The organism is Streptomyces sp. NPDC025784 (assembly GCF_055558435.1).
Genome location: NZ_JBVHMN010000003.1, coordinates 197,522 through 213,133, shown reverse-complemented (window position 1 = coordinate 213,133; position 15,612 = coordinate 197,522). Strand labels below are relative to the sequence as shown.

At 69.2% G+C, this 15,612-nt stretch carries 17 protein-coding genes; 9 read left to right on the top strand and 8 right to left on the bottom strand.

Translation table 11 applies throughout. The features are described from left to right. Positions 1-116: 116 nt before the first annotated feature. The gene (gene dnaB, locus ACZ4IF_RS10500; RefSeq protein WP_028804081.1) at positions 117-1,589 is read left to right on the top strand and encodes a replicative DNA helicase; all 1,473 of its coding nucleotides are present in this window, start codon (positions 117-119) and stop codon (positions 1,587-1,589) included. Positions 1,590-1,662: 73 nt separating this feature from the next. Next, a complete protein-coding gene (locus tag ACZ4IF_RS10495; protein ID WP_467561410.1) occupies positions 1,663-3,048 on the top strand; it encodes a serine hydrolase domain-containing protein in 1,386 nt (461 codons plus the stop codon). Positions 3,049-3,111: 63 nt separating this feature from the next. Here the strand turns inward: ACZ4IF_RS10495 and ACZ4IF_RS10490 are convergent, their stop codons facing one another. Beyond that, positions 3,112-3,564, bottom strand: a complete 453-nt coding sequence (locus ACZ4IF_RS10490) for a GNAT family N-acetyltransferase (protein ID WP_467561408.1) — start codon at positions 3,562-3,564, stop codon at positions 3,112-3,114. Positions 3,565-3,573: 9 nt separating this feature from the next. Next, positions 3,574-4,050, bottom strand: coding sequence for a MarR family winged helix-turn-helix transcriptional regulator (locus tag ACZ4IF_RS10485; RefSeq protein ID WP_467561406.1), 477 nt, complete (start codon positions 4,048-4,050; stop codon positions 3,574-3,576). A 143-nt stretch (positions 4,051-4,193) separates the two neighbouring features. On the opposite strand from ACZ4IF_RS10485, the gene ACZ4IF_RS10480 reads away from it, so the two are divergent. Beyond that, positions 4,194-5,402: an MFS transporter gene (locus ACZ4IF_RS10480; RefSeq protein WP_467561404.1), complete on the top strand. Its 1,209-nt coding sequence runs from the start codon at positions 4,194-4,196 to the stop codon at positions 5,400-5,402. A 92-nt stretch (positions 5,403-5,494) separates the two neighbouring features. Continuing rightward, entirely contained in the window at positions 5,495-5,917 is a 423-nt protein-coding gene (locus ACZ4IF_RS10475) for a GlcG/HbpS family heme-binding protein (protein WP_467561402.1), read from the top strand. A 241-nt stretch (positions 5,918-6,158) separates the two neighbouring features. On the opposite strand, the gene ACZ4IF_RS10470 is transcribed toward ACZ4IF_RS10475, so the two are convergent. Next, positions 6,159-7,025: a GNAT family N-acetyltransferase gene (locus ACZ4IF_RS10470; RefSeq protein ID WP_467561400.1), complete on the bottom strand. Its 867-nt coding sequence runs from the start codon at positions 7,023-7,025 to the stop codon at positions 6,159-6,161. Between the two features lie 715 nt (positions 7,026-7,740). On the opposite strand from ACZ4IF_RS10470, the gene ACZ4IF_RS10465 reads away from it, so the two are divergent. Then, a complete protein-coding gene (locus ACZ4IF_RS10465; protein WP_467561398.1) occupies positions 7,741-9,348 on the top strand; it encodes a globin domain-containing protein in 1,608 nt (535 codons plus the stop codon). Positions 9,349-9,421: 73 nt separating this feature from the next. Here ACZ4IF_RS10465 and ACZ4IF_RS10460 read toward each other — a convergent pair whose 3' ends face one another. The 5 genes from ACZ4IF_RS10460 to ACZ4IF_RS10440 form a co-directional block, all read right to left on the bottom strand. Next, positions 9,422-9,904 (bottom strand): NUDIX hydrolase, encoded by a 483-nt coding sequence (locus ACZ4IF_RS10460; RefSeq protein ID WP_345640252.1) that lies wholly within the window; start codon positions 9,902-9,904, stop codon positions 9,422-9,424. Positions 9,905-9,972: 68 nt separating this feature from the next. Beyond that, on the bottom strand, positions 9,973-10,878 hold the full coding sequence (locus ACZ4IF_RS10455) for a LysR family transcriptional regulator (protein ID WP_467561396.1): 906 nt from the start codon (positions 10,876-10,878) through the stop codon (positions 9,973-9,975). Between the two features lie 245 nt (positions 10,879-11,123). Next, on the bottom strand, positions 11,124-12,269 hold the full coding sequence (locus tag ACZ4IF_RS10450) for a cystathionine gamma-lyase (protein ID WP_467561394.1): 1,146 nt from the start codon (positions 12,267-12,269) through the stop codon (positions 11,124-11,126). Beyond that, positions 12,266-12,757: a low molecular weight protein-tyrosine-phosphatase gene (locus ACZ4IF_RS10445; RefSeq protein WP_467561392.1), complete on the bottom strand. Its 492-nt coding sequence runs from the start codon at positions 12,755-12,757 to the stop codon at positions 12,266-12,268. The genes ACZ4IF_RS10450 and ACZ4IF_RS10445 overlap by 4 nt, the downstream gene beginning before the upstream one ends. 6 nt (positions 12,758-12,763) lie before the next feature. Next, the gene (locus tag ACZ4IF_RS10440) at positions 12,764-13,144 is read right to left on the bottom strand and encodes a phage holin family protein (RefSeq protein ID WP_095935409.1); all 381 of its coding nucleotides are present in this window, start codon (positions 13,142-13,144) and stop codon (positions 12,764-12,766) included. A gap of 80 nt (positions 13,145-13,224) precedes the next feature. Here ACZ4IF_RS10440 and ACZ4IF_RS10435 point away from each other — a divergent pair, with 80 nt between their 5' ends. The 4 genes from ACZ4IF_RS10435 (at position 13,225) to ACZ4IF_RS10420 (ending at position 15,582) form a co-directional block, all read left to right on the top strand. Beyond that, entirely contained in the window at positions 13,225-13,542 is a 318-nt protein-coding gene (locus ACZ4IF_RS10435) for a cupin domain-containing protein (RefSeq protein WP_028804066.1), read from the top strand. Between the two features lie 163 nt (positions 13,543-13,705). After that, the gene (locus tag ACZ4IF_RS10430; protein WP_028804065.1) at positions 13,706-13,918 is read left to right on the top strand and encodes a DUF5326 family protein; all 213 of its coding nucleotides are present in this window, start codon (positions 13,706-13,708) and stop codon (positions 13,916-13,918) included. A 214-nt stretch (positions 13,919-14,132) separates the two neighbouring features. Further along, positions 14,133-15,044, top strand: a complete 912-nt coding sequence (locus tag ACZ4IF_RS10425; RefSeq protein ID WP_467561389.1) for an IclR family transcriptional regulator — start codon at positions 14,133-14,135, stop codon at positions 15,042-15,044. 100 nt (positions 15,045-15,144) lie between these two features. Further along, positions 15,145-15,582, top strand: coding sequence for an SsgA family sporulation/cell division regulator (locus tag ACZ4IF_RS10420; RefSeq protein WP_095935408.1), 438 nt, complete (start codon positions 15,145-15,147; stop codon positions 15,580-15,582). The last annotated feature ends 30 nt before the right edge of the window (positions 15,583-15,612 follow it).

Genomic DNA, 15,612 nt, shown 5'->3' with positions numbered 1-15,612 from the left:
AAAGCTCGCAAAACCGACGCGTCAGAACCGGAGTTGGGCCGCTCAGTTGTCAGTGCTGTGCCGTAGAAAAGAGGGGCACGGCTAGGTCCGCTCGGCGGACGGGAGGAGGTCGCTCGGTGAGTATTTCCGAGCCCTTGGATGATCCCTGGGCCGACAGCGGGCCCAGTGATCGTCTGCCTTCTTCCCGTCAGCGCCGAGATGTGCGTGGCCGTGACGAGCAGCACGACCGAGACCGGGACACCGGTTCGTGGGAGAGCGGCGGTTCGGCCTTCGAGCGTGTGCCCCCACAGGACCTGGACGCCGAGCAGTCCGTCCTCGGCGGCATGCTGTTGTCCAAGGACGCCATCGCGGATGTCGTGGAGGTCCTCAAAGGACACGACTTCTACCGGCCCGCCCACGAGACCATCTACCAGGCGATCCTCGACCTGTACGCGAAGGGGGAGCCGGCCGACCCGATCACCGTCGCGGCCGAGCTCACCAAGCGGGGCGAGATCACCAAGGTCGGTGGAGCACCGTACCTGCACACCCTGGTGCAGACGGTCCCGACCGCGGCGAACGCCGAGTACTACGCCGAGATCGTGCACGAGCGGGCGGTCCTGCGCCGCCTGGTCGAGGCGGGCACCCGCATCACGCAGATGGGATACGCGGCCGACGGCGACGTCGACGAGATCGTCAACAGCGCCCAGGCCGAGATCTATGCCGTCACCGAGCAGCGCACCACCGAGGACTATCTGCCGCTCGGCGACATCATGGAGGGCGCGCTCGACGAGATCGAGGCGATCGGCTCGCGATCGGGGGAGATGACCGGTGTACCCACCGGATTCACCGACCTCGACTCGCTCACCAACGGCCTGCATCCGGGCCAGATGATCATCATCGCGGCCCGTCCCGCCATGGGTAAGTCCACGCTCGCCCTGGACTTCGCCCGCGCCTGCTCGATCAAGCACAACATGCCCAGCGTGATCTTCTCGCTCGAAATGGGCCGCAACGAGATCGCGATGCGTCTGCTGTCCGCCGAGGCACGTGTGGCCCTCCACCACATGCGGTCCGGCACGATGACCGACGAGGACTGGACCCGGCTCGCCCGCCGGATGCCGGACGTCTCCGCTGCCCCGCTCTACATCGACGACTCCCCGAACCTGTCGATGATGGAGATCCGCGCCAAGTGCCGCCGCCTCAAGCAGCGCAACGACCTGAAGCTGGTCGTCATCGACTACCTCCAGCTGATGCAGTCGGGCGGCAAGCGGTCCGAGAGCCGGCAGCAGGAAGTCTCCGACATGTCACGAAACCTGAAACTGCTGGCCAAGGAGCTGGAGCTGCCGGTCATCGCGCTCTCGCAGCTCAACCGTGGCCCCGAGCAGCGAACCGACAAGAAGCCCATGGTCTCCGACCTGCGTGAGTCCGGGTCGATCGAGCAGGACGCCGACATGGTGATCCTGCTGCACCGTGAGGACGCCTACGAGAAGGAGTCGCCGCGCGCGGGCGAGGCGGACATCATCGTCGGCAAGCACCGTAACGGCCCGACGGCCACGATCACGGTCGCCTTCCAGGGCCACTACTCGCGCTTCGTGGACATGGCACAGACCTGACCGGGATCCGGGGATGGCGTGAGGCCGCGGAAATGCGCTCGACGTCGGGTCACCTGCCGGGTGGACTGGGGGCATGACGACACCCCAGGAACTTCTGCTGCCCGCCACTCGACGAGCGTTGTTGCACCGTATCGCCGTAGCGCAGAGCGAGGGGCGGGCGCCGTCGCTGGTCGCGGCGGTCGTCCGGGGCCGGGAGACCGTGTGGCACGGGGCCAGGACCTCGGTGGACGGACACGGTCCTGACGAGAACGTGCAGTACCGGATCGGCTCCATCACCAAGACCTTCACCGCCGTCCTGGTCCTGCGTCTGCGTGATGAGGGTGTGCTGGATCTGAATGATCCGCTGGAGAAGCACCTGCCGGGGACGGGAGCAGGGGAGGTCACCGTCGCCGAACTGCTGGCGCACACCGGTGGGTTGGCGGCCGAGTCGCCCGCGCCCTGGTGGGAGCGCACACCGGGCTCACTGCGCCCCGAGCTCGCGGATGTCCTGGGTGAGCAGCCCTTCCGGCATTCCGTGGGACGGCGGCACCACTACTCGAACCCCGGCTTCACGCTGCTGGGCGCGCTGGTCGAGGAGCTGCGGGGCGCCCCGTGGGAGGAGGTGCTGCGACGGGAAGTGCTCGAACCGCTGGGCCTGCATCGCACGAGCGGTCGGCCCGAGATGCCGCACGCGGGTGGCTGGGCGGTGCATCCCTGGGCGGATGTGATGATGCCCGAGCCCGCGGAGGACCTCGGCAGGATGGCCCCGGCGGGTCAACTGTGGTCCACCACCGGTGACCTGGCGCGTTTCGCCGTCTTCCTCGCCCGGGGTGACGACCGGGTGCTGAGTGCGGACTCCGTACGGGAGATGCGGACGCCCGCCGCTCCGCCCGAGGCGGCAGACCTGGCGGCGGGCTCCGGCTACGGCCTCGGCATGCAGATCGCGCACCGCGACGGCCGGACCCTGGTCGGGCACTCCGGCTCGCTGCCCGGGTTCCTGGCCGGCCTCGCGATCGGTGTGGACGACGACGTCGCGGCGGTCGTGCTCACGAACTGCACCTCGGGCCCGGCCGCGTTCACCGTGGCCGCCGATCTCGTACGGATCGTGGCGGAGGCCGAGCCGAGGATTCCCGAACCCTGGCGGCCGGTGGCCGAGGCCGACAGTGCCGTCCTGGAGCTGGTGGGGCAGTGGTACTGGGGGACTCAGGGGTTCGGGCTGCGGTGGTCGGCCGACGGCCGGCTCTCGCTGGAGCCTCTGTCCGGTGTCGGTCGCGGCGCGCGCTTCCGGCCGAACGCCGACGGAACCTGGACGGGACTCGACGGCTACTACGCGGGGGAGGTCCTGCGGGTCGTACGGCGCACTGACGGCTCGGTGAGCCATCTGGACCTCGGTTCGTTCGTGTTCACCCGTCAGCCGTACCAAGACGGGTCTTCCGTGCCGGGTGGAGTGGATCCGGAGGGCTGGCGGGGGATCCAGTAGCCGACGCCATGAAGGAGGCGTCCCGTTTCACGTGAAACGGGACGCCTCCGTCCTCTGCGCGGCTCAGAGCGGCAGTTTGAAGCCGACGTGCGAAGCAGTGAAGCCGAGACGCTCGTAGAAGCGATGGGCGTCGGTGCGGGTGACGTCGGAGGTCAGCTGGACCAACTGGCAGCCCTGGCGCCGGGATTCCTCGATCGCCCATTCGATGAGCTGGGTTCCCAGGCCGCTGCCGCGCTCGTCGGCGTGGATGCGCACCCCTTCGATCACGGAGCGCGTCGCCCCCTTGCGTGACAGCCCGGGGATCACCGTGAGCTGAAGCGTTCCGACCACGCGGCGCTCGCGAACAGCGACCATCAGATGCTGATTCGGGTCGTCGCTCAGGCGCTCCAGGGCGGCGAGATACGGACTCAGGTCGTCGGGTGACTCGCGTTGCGCGCCGAGCGGGTCGTCCGCGAGCATCGCGACGATCTCAGGAACGTCGTCGGCGACCGCGGCACGTATTTCAAGATCTCCCATGGGTGCACCCTATGCAGGCGCCATGGGCTGCGCCGGCACGCTCGCCGACTCCACGACCCGGACCAGCGGCGCCAGTTCAGGGTTCTTCGCGGCCTCGTCGAGGGCCTCCCGCAAAGCGGCGTCATTGGTGGGCCGGGCCTCGTCGAGGAGCTGGAGTCCCGCCTCGCTGACGTTCGTGTAGATGCCGCGGCGGTCGGTCGGGCACAGGTAGCGCGCGAGCAGCCCACGGTCCTCGAGGCGGGTGACGAGCCGCGTGGTGGCGCTCTGGCTCAGCACGACCGCGTCCGCGACCTGCTTCATCTGGAGATGACCGCCTTCACCGTCGTGCTGCCGGCTGAGGACGTCGAGCAGTGAGTACTCCCGCACGCTCAGGTCGTGCTCGGCCTGCAGCGCTCGCTCGATGTGGGCCTCGATCCTCCCGTGCAGCAGGGAGAGGGCGCACCAGCCCTGAGCGAGGGCGGTGAGCGCGGGGTCCGTGGCTGTCATGGCGTTCTCCTCCGTCCCGGAGCGGCTGAAGCCCAGGATAGACCACAATCGAAATATCCCGCGGTTGCATATAGCCCGCGTCTGCAACTATTGTGGACGCACGCAAAGCGCTCCTGCAATCTTTTGGGAAGGTGTACCCCACCATGCCTCTCGCGCTTCTGGCCCTCGCGATCGGGGCCTTCGGAATCGGAACGACCGAGTTCGTGATCATGGGCGTACTGCCCGAGGTCGCGGGTGACTTCGGTGTCTCCATCCCCACAGCCGGTCTGCTGGTGACCGGGTACGCCCTCGGCGTGGTGATCGGAGCCCCGACCATGACCGCGTTCGGTACTCGGGTGTCCCGCAAGCGGATGCTGATGCTGCTCATGGGACTGTTCGTGATCGGCAACCTGCTCTCCGCCGTCGCGCCCGCCTTCGGGCTGATGCTGGCGGGACGAGTGATCGCCTCCCTCGCTCACGGCGCCTTCTTCGGCATCGGGTCCGTGGTGGCCGCCGAGCTGGTCGCGCCGGAGAAGAAGGCCGGCGCGATCGCCATGATGTTCAGCGGTCTCACCATCGCCAATGTCGTCGGTGTCCCGCTGGGCACACTGATCGGGCAGTCGGCGGGCTGGCGCGTCACCTTCGCGGGCGTCGCGGCGCTCGGAGTGATCGGGCTGCTGGGCATCGCCAAACTGGTCCCCGAGATGCCCAAGCCGGAGGGTGTGCACCTGCGGCACGAGCTGGCCGCCTTCAAGAACGTCCAGGTCCTGCTGGCGATGGCGATGACCGTGCTGGGCTTCGGCGGCGTCTTCGCGGCCATCACGTACATCGCGCCGATGATGACGCATGTCGCAGGTTTCGCCGACGGCTCCGTCACCTGGCTGCTGGTCCTGTTCGGCCTCGGCATGGTCGGCGGGAACCTGATCGGCGGCAGGTTCGCCGACCGCTCGCTGATGCCGATGCTCTACGTCTCCCTGGGTGGTCTCGCGATCGTGCTCGCCCTGTTCACCGTCACCGCGCACAACAAGATCCTCGCCGCCGTCACGATCGCTCTGATCGGGGCACTGGGCTTCGCCACCGTGCCGCCGCTGCAGAAGCGCGTCCTCGACCAGGCGCACGGCGCCCCCACGCTCGCCTCGGCCGTGAACATCGGCGCCTTCAACCTCGGCAACGCCCTCTCGGCCTGGCTCGGCGGCCTCGTCATCGCGGCCGGCCTGGGCTACACCGCTCCCAACTGGGTCGGCGCCGTCCTCGCCGCGAGCGCCCTCGTCCTCGCCGTCGTCTCGGCCGCGCTGGAGCGCCGTACGGAGAAGCCCAGCGCCGTCGTCGCCGGCGCCGCGCCCGCCGAGCAGCGGGCCGTCGTCCACCACTGACCCGAGCCGATCACGGAGCGAGGCCAGGGCCGTCCCCGCTCCTGTCCGCTCAGCACCACCCCGCAACAGCCCCGAGAAGGAGAAGACCCCTCATGAGCACCACCACTGCCGTCGCCCCGCTGACCATCGAGGACGCCGAGGTTCTCGTCACCGCGGCCCGCCGTGCCGCCGAGGCGGCCGGTGTCCGCGTCAGCGTCACCGTCCTCGACGCGGGCGGTCACCTGCTTGCCTTCCGACGTGACGACCAGGCCGTGCTGATCTCCGGCGAGACCAGCACCCGCAAGGCCTACACGGCGCTCCAGTTGAACTCCGCCACCGCCGACCTCGTCGACGCGGTTCAGCCCGGAGGCCTCTTCCACACGCTGCCGACCGCACTCGACCGTCCACTGCTGTTCATCGCGGGTGGCGTCCCGGTCCACCGTGACGGACGACTGATCGGCGCGATCGGGGTCGGCGGCGGCATGCCGGACCAGGACCACGGCTTCGCCTCCGCCGCGATCGAGACGCTCGTCTGACACGGGCCGACCGGCGAAGCCCCGGCCCAGGTCCGCTCCGAGCGAGACAGGCCACGTTCCGGCCCAGGTCCTGTCCGACGTGGGCCGTTCGGGTCCGGCAGGCATCGGCATGGAAGTGCCGGCCCCACCATCCGGTGGGGCCGGCACTTCCATATGCGTATGCGGAGGAGCACTCGGCCGACCGGTCCGCGGTCATGGCCCGACACCCGCTCAGGACGCCAGGCGTCCCACCCGGTCCCTGCTACCCGGCGGCCACCGTCAAGGGTGCGAAGCGTCGCGTCCAGTCCCCGGGCAGCTCCGGGATTCCGTAGGTCATGACCGCGTTGAAGGCGACGGACACGAGGCCGCGCTCCTTCACCCACGACAGCAGCTCTTCGTGTCGCACATCGATGTCGGTACGCAGTGGACGGTCGGTGTGGGCCGCGAGCGAAGCGATGAGAGCCTTCGCCGTCTCCGTGTCGCGAGCGACCAGCGGGCCGACCACCTGGTTGTCCATGTTGGGCCAGGCCGCGCCGTATCCGATGATCCGGCCGCCCTCCTCGGCGACGCGCAGCTGATCGGAGAAGGCCGGCAGTCGCGTGATCATGTGGGTGCGATCGGCGCCGAAGACCTCCTCGTCGAGCCGGAGAATCGTGAAGAGATCCTCGGCGGTGGCCGCACGCGTGCAGACGTCGGGTGCCCGCCCGTCCGGAGTGAAGACTCCACGGACCATCTCGGCGCGGCCGGTGACCTTGAAGCCCAACTCCTCGTAGAGCGGCCGGCCGTACGGGGTCGCGTGCAGGGTCAGCGGCGTGGTGCCCATGTCGGTGACGACATGGCGCATGAGCCGACGTCCGACACCCTTGCGGGCATGACGCTCGGAGACGAGCACCATGCCGATCGCGCCGAGTTCAGGTCGCTCCCGCGGGCCGTACTCGGTCACGACGCACGCGGTGACCAGGCCACCGTCCGGGTCGTCGATTCCGTAGCCGGTTCCCGCCGCGAGCAGGAGGCCCCACTTGTGTTCCTCGCGGGGCCACCCCCGGTTCTCGGACAGGTCGGCGCAGGCGGTGAGATCGCGAGGCGTCAGGCGGCGGACGGGCAGATCGGCGAGGGAAGGTGTCGACACGCAGGTCAGGCTGTACGACCCGCAGCCCTGGCGTCCACCGGTTTGCGGCCGGATGTACGTGCTTTTGGCCACGCCATCACAACGGCACAGCGCGCGGGCAGATGTTTCACGTGAAACAACGCGGACAGGGGCATTCCGGCGCCGCTGTTCGCCGCATCGGTGGAACTGGTGGAAATTGCCGACATCGCATCCGAGGTGGAGATCACGAAGTGGCCAGGTGAAGGGTTCGGGGAGGTCCGGGGTGATCTGTCGGGCGCGGGCGAATGCCTGTGAATTGGCCTGCCCTGAACGGCAATTGAGCGACATCGATGGATCACCCCCGGCCCGTTCACGGGGAGGACAGAGAAGACTTGTGCCTGGGGCGCCTGCCGGTATGGTCGACTCCGGTTCACCTCCGCCGAGACGTAGGTACGTCCTCAGGGGGCTGAACGCAGGCCAATGCAGCCTAACGGGACGGAGAGATCGAAGACCCGCATTTTCCGTTGTGCGACCGGGCGTTGACGCGGCGTGGCATGCTGCGATGAGGCCAGTGCGGCCAATGTCACATTCTCTCCTTACTTGTCCGTACGTGACGGGAACGCGGGTTCAATGTGGCCGCATTGGCCGACGGGGACTGAACCGGGAAAGAGGGCGAGCCGTCTGCGGGGGAAAGCAGGCATCTTCCGACCGCGGAGGTGCGCAGACCGATCGAAAGATGTTCGAGGCGAGGCACACCATGGACGCTCCGACCACGGCGTCGGCCGACAAGGGCACTTCCGGCGGCAACGGCGGGGGCGGTTGGTTCACACCGCGCCAGGAACCGGCGCCCGCCGAGGGTGATCAGGGGGCATCCGACGGCCGTCGGCTCGCAGCGATGCGCCCCGTCGGCCGGCCCACCACGCCGCAGGACGAGCCCGCCCCGGAAGCGGACCAACGGACGCCGCCCACGGCGCCGGCCGTGCAGGAACGAATATCCCCGTCGGCGCAGGCTCCTCGTGGCGCTGCAGCACATACGCCACAGGCCCCCCGTGACGCGGCACCGCAGACCCGGTACCAAGGGGCGCCGTACGCGCCCCGGCATCCCGAGCCGGAGCCCGCCGGCGGAGCCGCACAACCCGTGTCAGGGGCTCCGCAGCCCGCGTACGGCTCTCCCCGGCCCGCACACGGCGCCCCGCAGCCGGAATCCGTTCCTGCCCCGCGAGCGCCCGGACAGACGCCCGGCCCGAAGGCGTCGCCCGACGCCGTGCTGATCCGCCGGACCATGGCGGAGGTCGGCCCGGTGGCCGACAAGGTCACCTCCTACTTCTACGCGCTGCTGTTCGTGCGCCACCCGGAACTGCGCCAGCTGTTCCCCGCCGCGATGGACACGCAGCGGGACCGGCTTCTCAGGGCCCTGCTGACCGCCGCCGAGCACATCGACAACACCGAAGTCCTCGTGGCGTATCTGCAGAACCTCGGCCGTGGACACCGCAAGTACGGCACCAGACCGGAGCACTACCCGGCGGTCGGCGAGTGCCTCATAGGCTCGCTCAGCAGGTATGCCTCAGGGAGCTGGGACGCCGAGACGGAGGCGGCCTGGGTCCGTGCGTACACGACGATCTCCCAGGTCATGATCGACGCGGCGGCAGCGGACGAACTGCTCGCGCCGGCCTGGTGGTACGCCGAGGTGGTCTCGCACGATCTGCGGACCCCGGACGTCGCGGTCGTCACCGTCCGCCCCGACCAGCCCTATCCGTTCCTCGCCGGCCAGTACACGAGCCTGGAGACGCCGTGGTGGCCGCGGATCTGGCGCCACTACTCCTTCGCGTCGGCTCCCCGCTCCGACGGTCTGCTGTCCTTCCATGTGAAGGCGGTTCCGGCGGGCTGGGTGTCCAACGCCCTGGTGCACCGCGCCCGGCCCGGCGACATCATCCGGCTCGGCCCGCCGGCAGGCTCGATGACCGTCGACCACACCACCGACAGCGGCCTGCTCTGTCTGGGCGGCGGCACCGGCATCGCGCCGATCAAGGCTCTGGTCGAGGATGTCGCCGAGCACGGTGAGCGGCGCCCGGTCGAGGTGTTCTACGGCGCACGCACCGACCACGACCTGTACGACATCGACACGATGCTGCGGCTTCAGCAGAGCCACCCCTGGCTTGCCGTACGGCCGGTCGTCGACCAGCAGGCTCACCTTCAGCTGCCGGACGTCGTCCGTGAATACGGGCCGTGGAACGAGTACGACGCGTATCTCTCGGGCCCTCCCGGGATGATTCGCAGCGGTGTGGACGCGCTGAGGGACATCGGCATCCCGTCGGACCGCATCCGCCACGACTCGGTGGAGGAACTCGTGACCGCCGGAGACTGAACACGTCTCGGCCGGGACGGCGTGGATCCGTCTCCCGGCCAGGACGGTTCGACGGTCCTCCGGACCGCGACGGTCAGCCCAGGTCGGGCGCGTGCATCGCCCGTACGCCCTCGATGTTCCCGTCGAGATAGTGCCGCAGGGACAACGGCACGAGGTGGACGGAGGCGATACCGACCCGCGTGAACGGCACGCGGACGATCTCGTATTCGCCGATCGGCTCGTCCACCTCAGGACCGTGTCTCTGAGACAGGTCCATGGACTCCAGACGGCAGACGAAGAAATGCTGCACCTTGACGCCGGTCGCGCCGCCGTCGTCGCCGATGTGCTCGACGGTGTCGACGAAGCAGGGCACTACATCGGTGACCTTGGCGCCGAGCTCCTCGTGCACCTCGCGGTGGAGGGCGTCGACGACGGTCGTGTCCTCCGGTTCGACCCCGCCACCCGGTGTGAGCCAGTAGGGATCGACGCCGGGCTTGGTGCGCTTGATCAGGATCAGGTCGTCACCATCGAGCAGGATGGCGCGGGCGGTGCGCTTGACCACGGGTCGGACGGTCATGGGAGAAATGTGGCCCGGCTGGTTCCACGTGAAACATCGCGACGCCCCCGAACTGCCGCGACGAGCTGTCAGGCCCAGTCGGCGGCGGCCCGCAGCAGCCACTCGTGCGCCCGGGCGATGTGCGGCATGGCCAGCGTCCCCGTGCGCACCACCAGAAAATAGGTGCGCAGCGGCGGCACGGCCGGGTCGAGCAGCGCCACGACGTCGCCACGATCCAGCGCCTCGGTGCACAGATACCGGGGCAGGACGGCGAGGCCGGCACCCGCGGCCGCACAGGCCAGGACGGCACGCAGGTCCGGAACGACGACGGCACCGGAGGCGGCGGGGCGGGAGTCGAAGACGGAGGCCCAGTAGCGGGCGACGAGGGGCAGCGACTCGTGCACCTCGACGATGGGGAGGTCCTCCAGCGCGTGAGCGCCCTTGCGGCGCAGCTTCCCGGCGCCCACGCGGGCCATCCAGTGCGGAGCGGCGACCAGGACGTGTTCTTCGTCGCAGAGCGGAGTCGCGGTCAGCAGAGCACCGCGTGGGCGGGCTGTCGTGATGGCCAAATCATGATGTCCGGCAGCAAGCCCTTCCAGGGTCTCCTCGGCATTGCCGAAGGAGGCGCGCAGCGCCAGGCCCTGGCCGTCGTCGCCGATCAGCTCGGTGAGCGCGGGCAGCGCCCGCTTCGCAGTGAACTCCGGCGGCCCGGCGAGATGAAGCGTGCGCAAGGACGAGTCCTCGTCGAGGCCGGTCTCGGTGATCTCCACGAGGGCGTCGAGGTGCGGTGCCGCCTTGTGGGCCAGCTCGTCGCCGATGGTCGTGGGGGTCACCCCACGGGCCTGGCGCAGGAACAACGGCCGTCCCAACTGCCGCTCCAGCGTGCGGATCTGTGAGGTGACGGCAGGTTGGGAGAGCCCGAGCAACGCGGCGGCGCGGGTGAAGGAACCGGCCCGGTGCACCGTCACGAACGTACGCAGCAAGGCCAAATCCATGGTGCCCCTCCCCTCCCAGCACCCCCGCGCGAGCCCTAACTATAAATAAGTCGATAGGTCGCTGTCGCTACGGTGATTGGACACTGACACAGAGTCAACTAGCCTTGGTCGCGCGGTTCTTCGCGCGCAGAACCGGGACGGTCCGAGCCACGAGGGGGGAGGCTCGGACCGTCCGTTGTGCGTAGCGGAGCACCGGTCCCGCGACCGCGCAGGACGCCCCGGCTCAGCAGTCGCTCAGAAGGCCGTCACTCCGCGGACTCGTCGAGGGCCCGCAGCAGGTCCGCCACCAAGTCCTCGGGGTCCTCCGCACCGACGGAGAGGCGGACGAAGCCTTCCGGCACCGCGTCCCCGCCCCAGCGCCCCCGCCGTTCCGCCGTGGACCGGACGCCGCCGAAGCTCGTCGCGTCGTCCACCAGACGCAGCGCGTCGAGAAATCGGTCGGCACGCGCGCGCGTGGGCAGCGTGAAGGACACCACACATCCGAACCGCCGCATCTGCTGAGCGGCGATCTTGTGCGAGGGGTCGTCGGGCAGACCGGGATAGCGCAGCCCGGACACCTCGGGCCGCTCCCGCAGGGCCTCGGCGACGACCAGGGCGCTGGAGGTCTGCCGGTCGGCGCGCAGCTGGAGGGTGGCGAGCGAGCGGTGCGCGAGCCAGGCCTCCATGGGGCCGGGGATCGCGCCGACGATCTTCCGCCAGCGCTTCACCGGAACCATCAGCGCGCTGTCGCGGGCGGTGACGTACCCCAGCAGGATGTCGCCGTGTCCGGTGAGCATCTTGGTGCCGCTCGCGACCGAGAAGTCCGCGCCGAGCTCCAGCGGGCGCTGTCCGAGCGGAGTGGCCAGGGTGTTGTCGACGGCGACGAGCGTGCCCTGCGCGTGGGCCGCCGTGACCAGCCGCCGGATGTCGCACACGTCGAGGCCCGGGTTCGACGGCGTCTCGATCCACAGCAGCTTTGCGCCGTCGAGCACCTCCAGCTGGGCGTCGCCGGCGGTCGGGGCGGTGCGCACCTCGATGCCGTACGCGGTCAGCTGCTCGCGCACCAGCGGGAGCACCTGATAGCCGTCGTCCGGCAGGACCACGATGTCGCCGGCGCGCAGCTGGGAGAAGAGGACGGCGGAGATGGCGGCCATACCCGAGGGGAAGGCGAGGGTCTCGACGCCGTCCTGCCCGGGGGCCTCCAGTTCGCCTATGGCGCGCTCCAGGAGCGTCCAGGTCGGGTTCTCGTCACGGCCGTAGGCGTACGGGCCGGTGGGGTCGCCGGGCAGGTGGAAGTGCGCGGCGAAGACCGGCCCCGGAAGCGTCGGCTCGTACTTGACGGGCTCGGGCAGCCCGGCCCGCACCGCGCGCGTGCCGTCGCCGCTCGGCGCGACGAAATCCGCTGAGGTCATGAGACCTGTCCCTCCACTTGCTCCTGTACAGCGGCGAGCAGACCGACGCTCGCCGCCTCCACCATCTCAAGACACTCCTCGAAGCCGTCCATACGTCCGTAATACGGATCCGGGACATCCGGATCGTCGCCCGCGGCGGGGTCGTACGACCGCAGCAGTCTGACCTTGTCGGCGTCCTCGGGGGTGGGCGCGAGTCGGCGCAGCGCCTTCAGGTGGCCGGAGTCGAGGGCGACGACGAGGTCGAGGCGGGAGAACCACGAGGCCTGGAACTGCCGGGCGGTGTGGTCGCTCCCGTAGCCGTTCGCCTCCAGGACGGCGACGGCACGCGGGTCGGCGCCGTCGCCCTCGTGCCAGCCGCCCGTGCCCGCGCTGTCGACCTCGACGAGCTGATCGAGCCCGGCCTCTTCCACACGGGCGCGGAAGACGGACTCCGCCATCGGGGAGCGGCAGATGTTGCCGGTGCAGACGAAACAGACGCGATAGGGCATGGGTACTCAGTCCTTGCCGTCGGGCAGCACTACGTTGAGCGCCCAGGACACGACGGAAATGATCAGGCCGCCCAGGACGGCGGTCCAGAAGCCCTCGACGTGGAAGCTCAGGTCGAGCTTGTCGGCCAGCCACGAGGTGAGCAGCAGCATCAGCGCATTGACCACGAGCGTGATCAGGCCGAGCGTGAGAATGAAGAGCGGGAAGGTCAGGATCTGCACGATGGGCTTGACCAGGAAGTTCACCAGGCCGAAGACCAGCGCGACGAGCAGCAGCGTGCCGACCTTCTTGCCGGTGCTGTCCCCCGTGAGGGTGATCTTGTCGAGCAGCCACACCGCGACGGCCAGGGCCCCCGCGTTGGCGAGTGTCTTGACTACGAAATTCTTCATGTGTCTGATCGTGGCAGAAGAGATCGACTGGCGAGCAGGCTGTGCGCACAGCTTGTGGGGTACGAGAGCGGACGAGAGCGATGAAGGCATTCCGGCTGGACGAACTGGAGGCGGAACGCGCCGCCAACGAAGGCGCCTACCTGCAGTTCCTGCGTGAGCGGAACATGTCGGTCGGCCTCTACGCGCTCGACGCGGGTGAGCTCGACCCGCAGAAGCCGCACCAGCAGGACGAGGTGTACTTCGTGGTGAGCGGGCGGGCCTCGATCACGGTCGGACTGGAGACCACGCAGGTGGCGCGCGGCAGCGTCGTCTACGTACCCGCGGGCGTCGCCCACAAGTTCCACCACATCACCGAGGATCTGAGGGTCCTGGTGGTGTTCTCTCCGCCCGAGAGCTGACCGCCGCCTCAGGGTTCCCTAGGGGACCGGTCAGGGGAGGACAAGGGATGCGAGGCCCCCGTACGCGTCTCTCCCGGCCTAGCATCGAAGCAGGACATCGGAGAACCCGGAATCACGGCCCCGGACTTGGGGCGACGGGCGAAGAGAGGTAAGGACGAGGGCGATGCGAGAGATCTTCAGCGGTATGCCGTGGTGGGTGAAGTGGGTCGCGGTGCCGGTCATCGCCCTGGTCGTGTTCGGCGGCCTGATAGCCAGCGTCGTCGGATTCGTCATCGGCCTGCTCTTCAAGCTGCTGATCTTCGTCGCGCTGGTCGGCGGACTGATCTACATCGTGCGGAAGTTCATGGCGGGCTCGTCGTCCCGCAGCGACTGGTGAGACGCGAGAGGGTGAGCGCGGGGTAACGGGTGCGACGGGAAAGGGAACTCCAGGTTCCCTCGCCCGAGGGAAGTTTCCCGGCGAGGCCGTCTGCGAGCGGTGACAGACGGTTAAAGTCCGGAGCTCGACGCGGGGCCGACCCCCGCGGGCAGCGCACAGCCCCCTCCCGTGTTCCCCCGCACGGGCGGTTCCCCTCGCGCTTCGGGAGTGCCCCTTGGCCACGGTTGACACCGCACCCGCACAATCACCTGCTCCCCCCGTTCAGCGGTCGGGCGGACCCACGGCGTCACGCGTTCCGCCGACCCAGCCCCTGACAACCCCCGGCGAGACCCGCGCCGCACACCTCCCGCAGGCGCAGGACCCGCCCGTGGAGTCGAACTCGACCACCCTCATCGGCTCGGTGCAGCGCGCGATGCGGCTCTTGGAGGCGGTGGCCTCGCGCGAGCACGGGGCGCCCGCCAAGCAGCTGGCCCGGGAGGCCGGGCTCGCGCTGCCGACGGCGTACCACCTGCTGCGCACCCTGGCCCACGAGGGCTATCTGCGCCGGGACAAGGGGCTGTTCTTCCTCGGAGAGTCGGCCGAGCGGCTGAGCAGCAGTGGAGCGCAGCAGAAACGTCGCAGCACGATGAGTGACGCACTGGCGCACTGGCGCGATGCGATCGGTGTGCCCGTCTACTACGCGAACTACCGGGACGGCGAGATCGACGTCATCTGCGTCGCCGACAGCCCGGCCAACCCCGCCGTCGAGGAGTGGGCCGACTTCCGCGAGACCGCCCATGCCCACGCGATCGGGCAGTGCCTGCTGTCCCAGCTGGACGACAAGGCCCGCCGTGACCACCTCGACCGCTATCCGGTGCAGTCGATCACCCCGTACACGGTGCGTGACAACGACAGCCTGCTGCGACGCCTGGAGCGGACGGGGCGCATGGAGCCGGTCATCGAGCGGCAGGAGTACGCGCTGGGCACGGTCTGCGCCGCCATCCCCATCACCGCGGGCAGCACGGCCGCGACGATGGCCATTTCTCTCCCTTCCCATCAGGCCGAGCGGCTGCTACCCGCGGCACGCCAATTGCAGAGCGAGATCGGCCGGCTGCTAGGGACACTCGCGATCTCTATCAGTATCTGAAAACTCACTCCTTGTGATCTGTCGTGCACGTTCTGCAAGATTCCAGCAGTGTCAGGGGGACGATTCCTGGCCAGGGCGACGGCAAACGACGGGGTAGGCGATGCGCGAGTCGGTACAGGCAGAGGTCATGATGAGCTTCCTCGTGTCGGAGGAGCTCTCTTTCCGCATTCCTGTGGAACTGCGATACGAGACCTGTGATCCGTACGCGGTGCGGCTGACCTTCCATCTGCCTGGCGATGCGCCGGTGACCTGGGCGTTCGGACGGGAATTGCTGATCGACGGTGTCGGGCGTCCGTGCGGTGACGGTGATGTGCGCATCGCGCCGGCCGACCCGGAGTCCCTCGGCGAGGTCCTGATCCGCCTTCAGGTGGGCGGCGATCACGCACTGTTCCGGTCCGGCGCCGCGCCGCTCGTCGCGTTTCTCGACCGCACCGACAAGCTGGTGCCGCTCGGGCAGGAGCGTGCCCTGGCCGGCTTCGACACGCATCTCGACGAGGCCCTCGACCGCATCCTGGCGGAGGAGCAGAGCGCCGGCTGACGCACGTCCGCATCCCCAAGTGGAGTAACG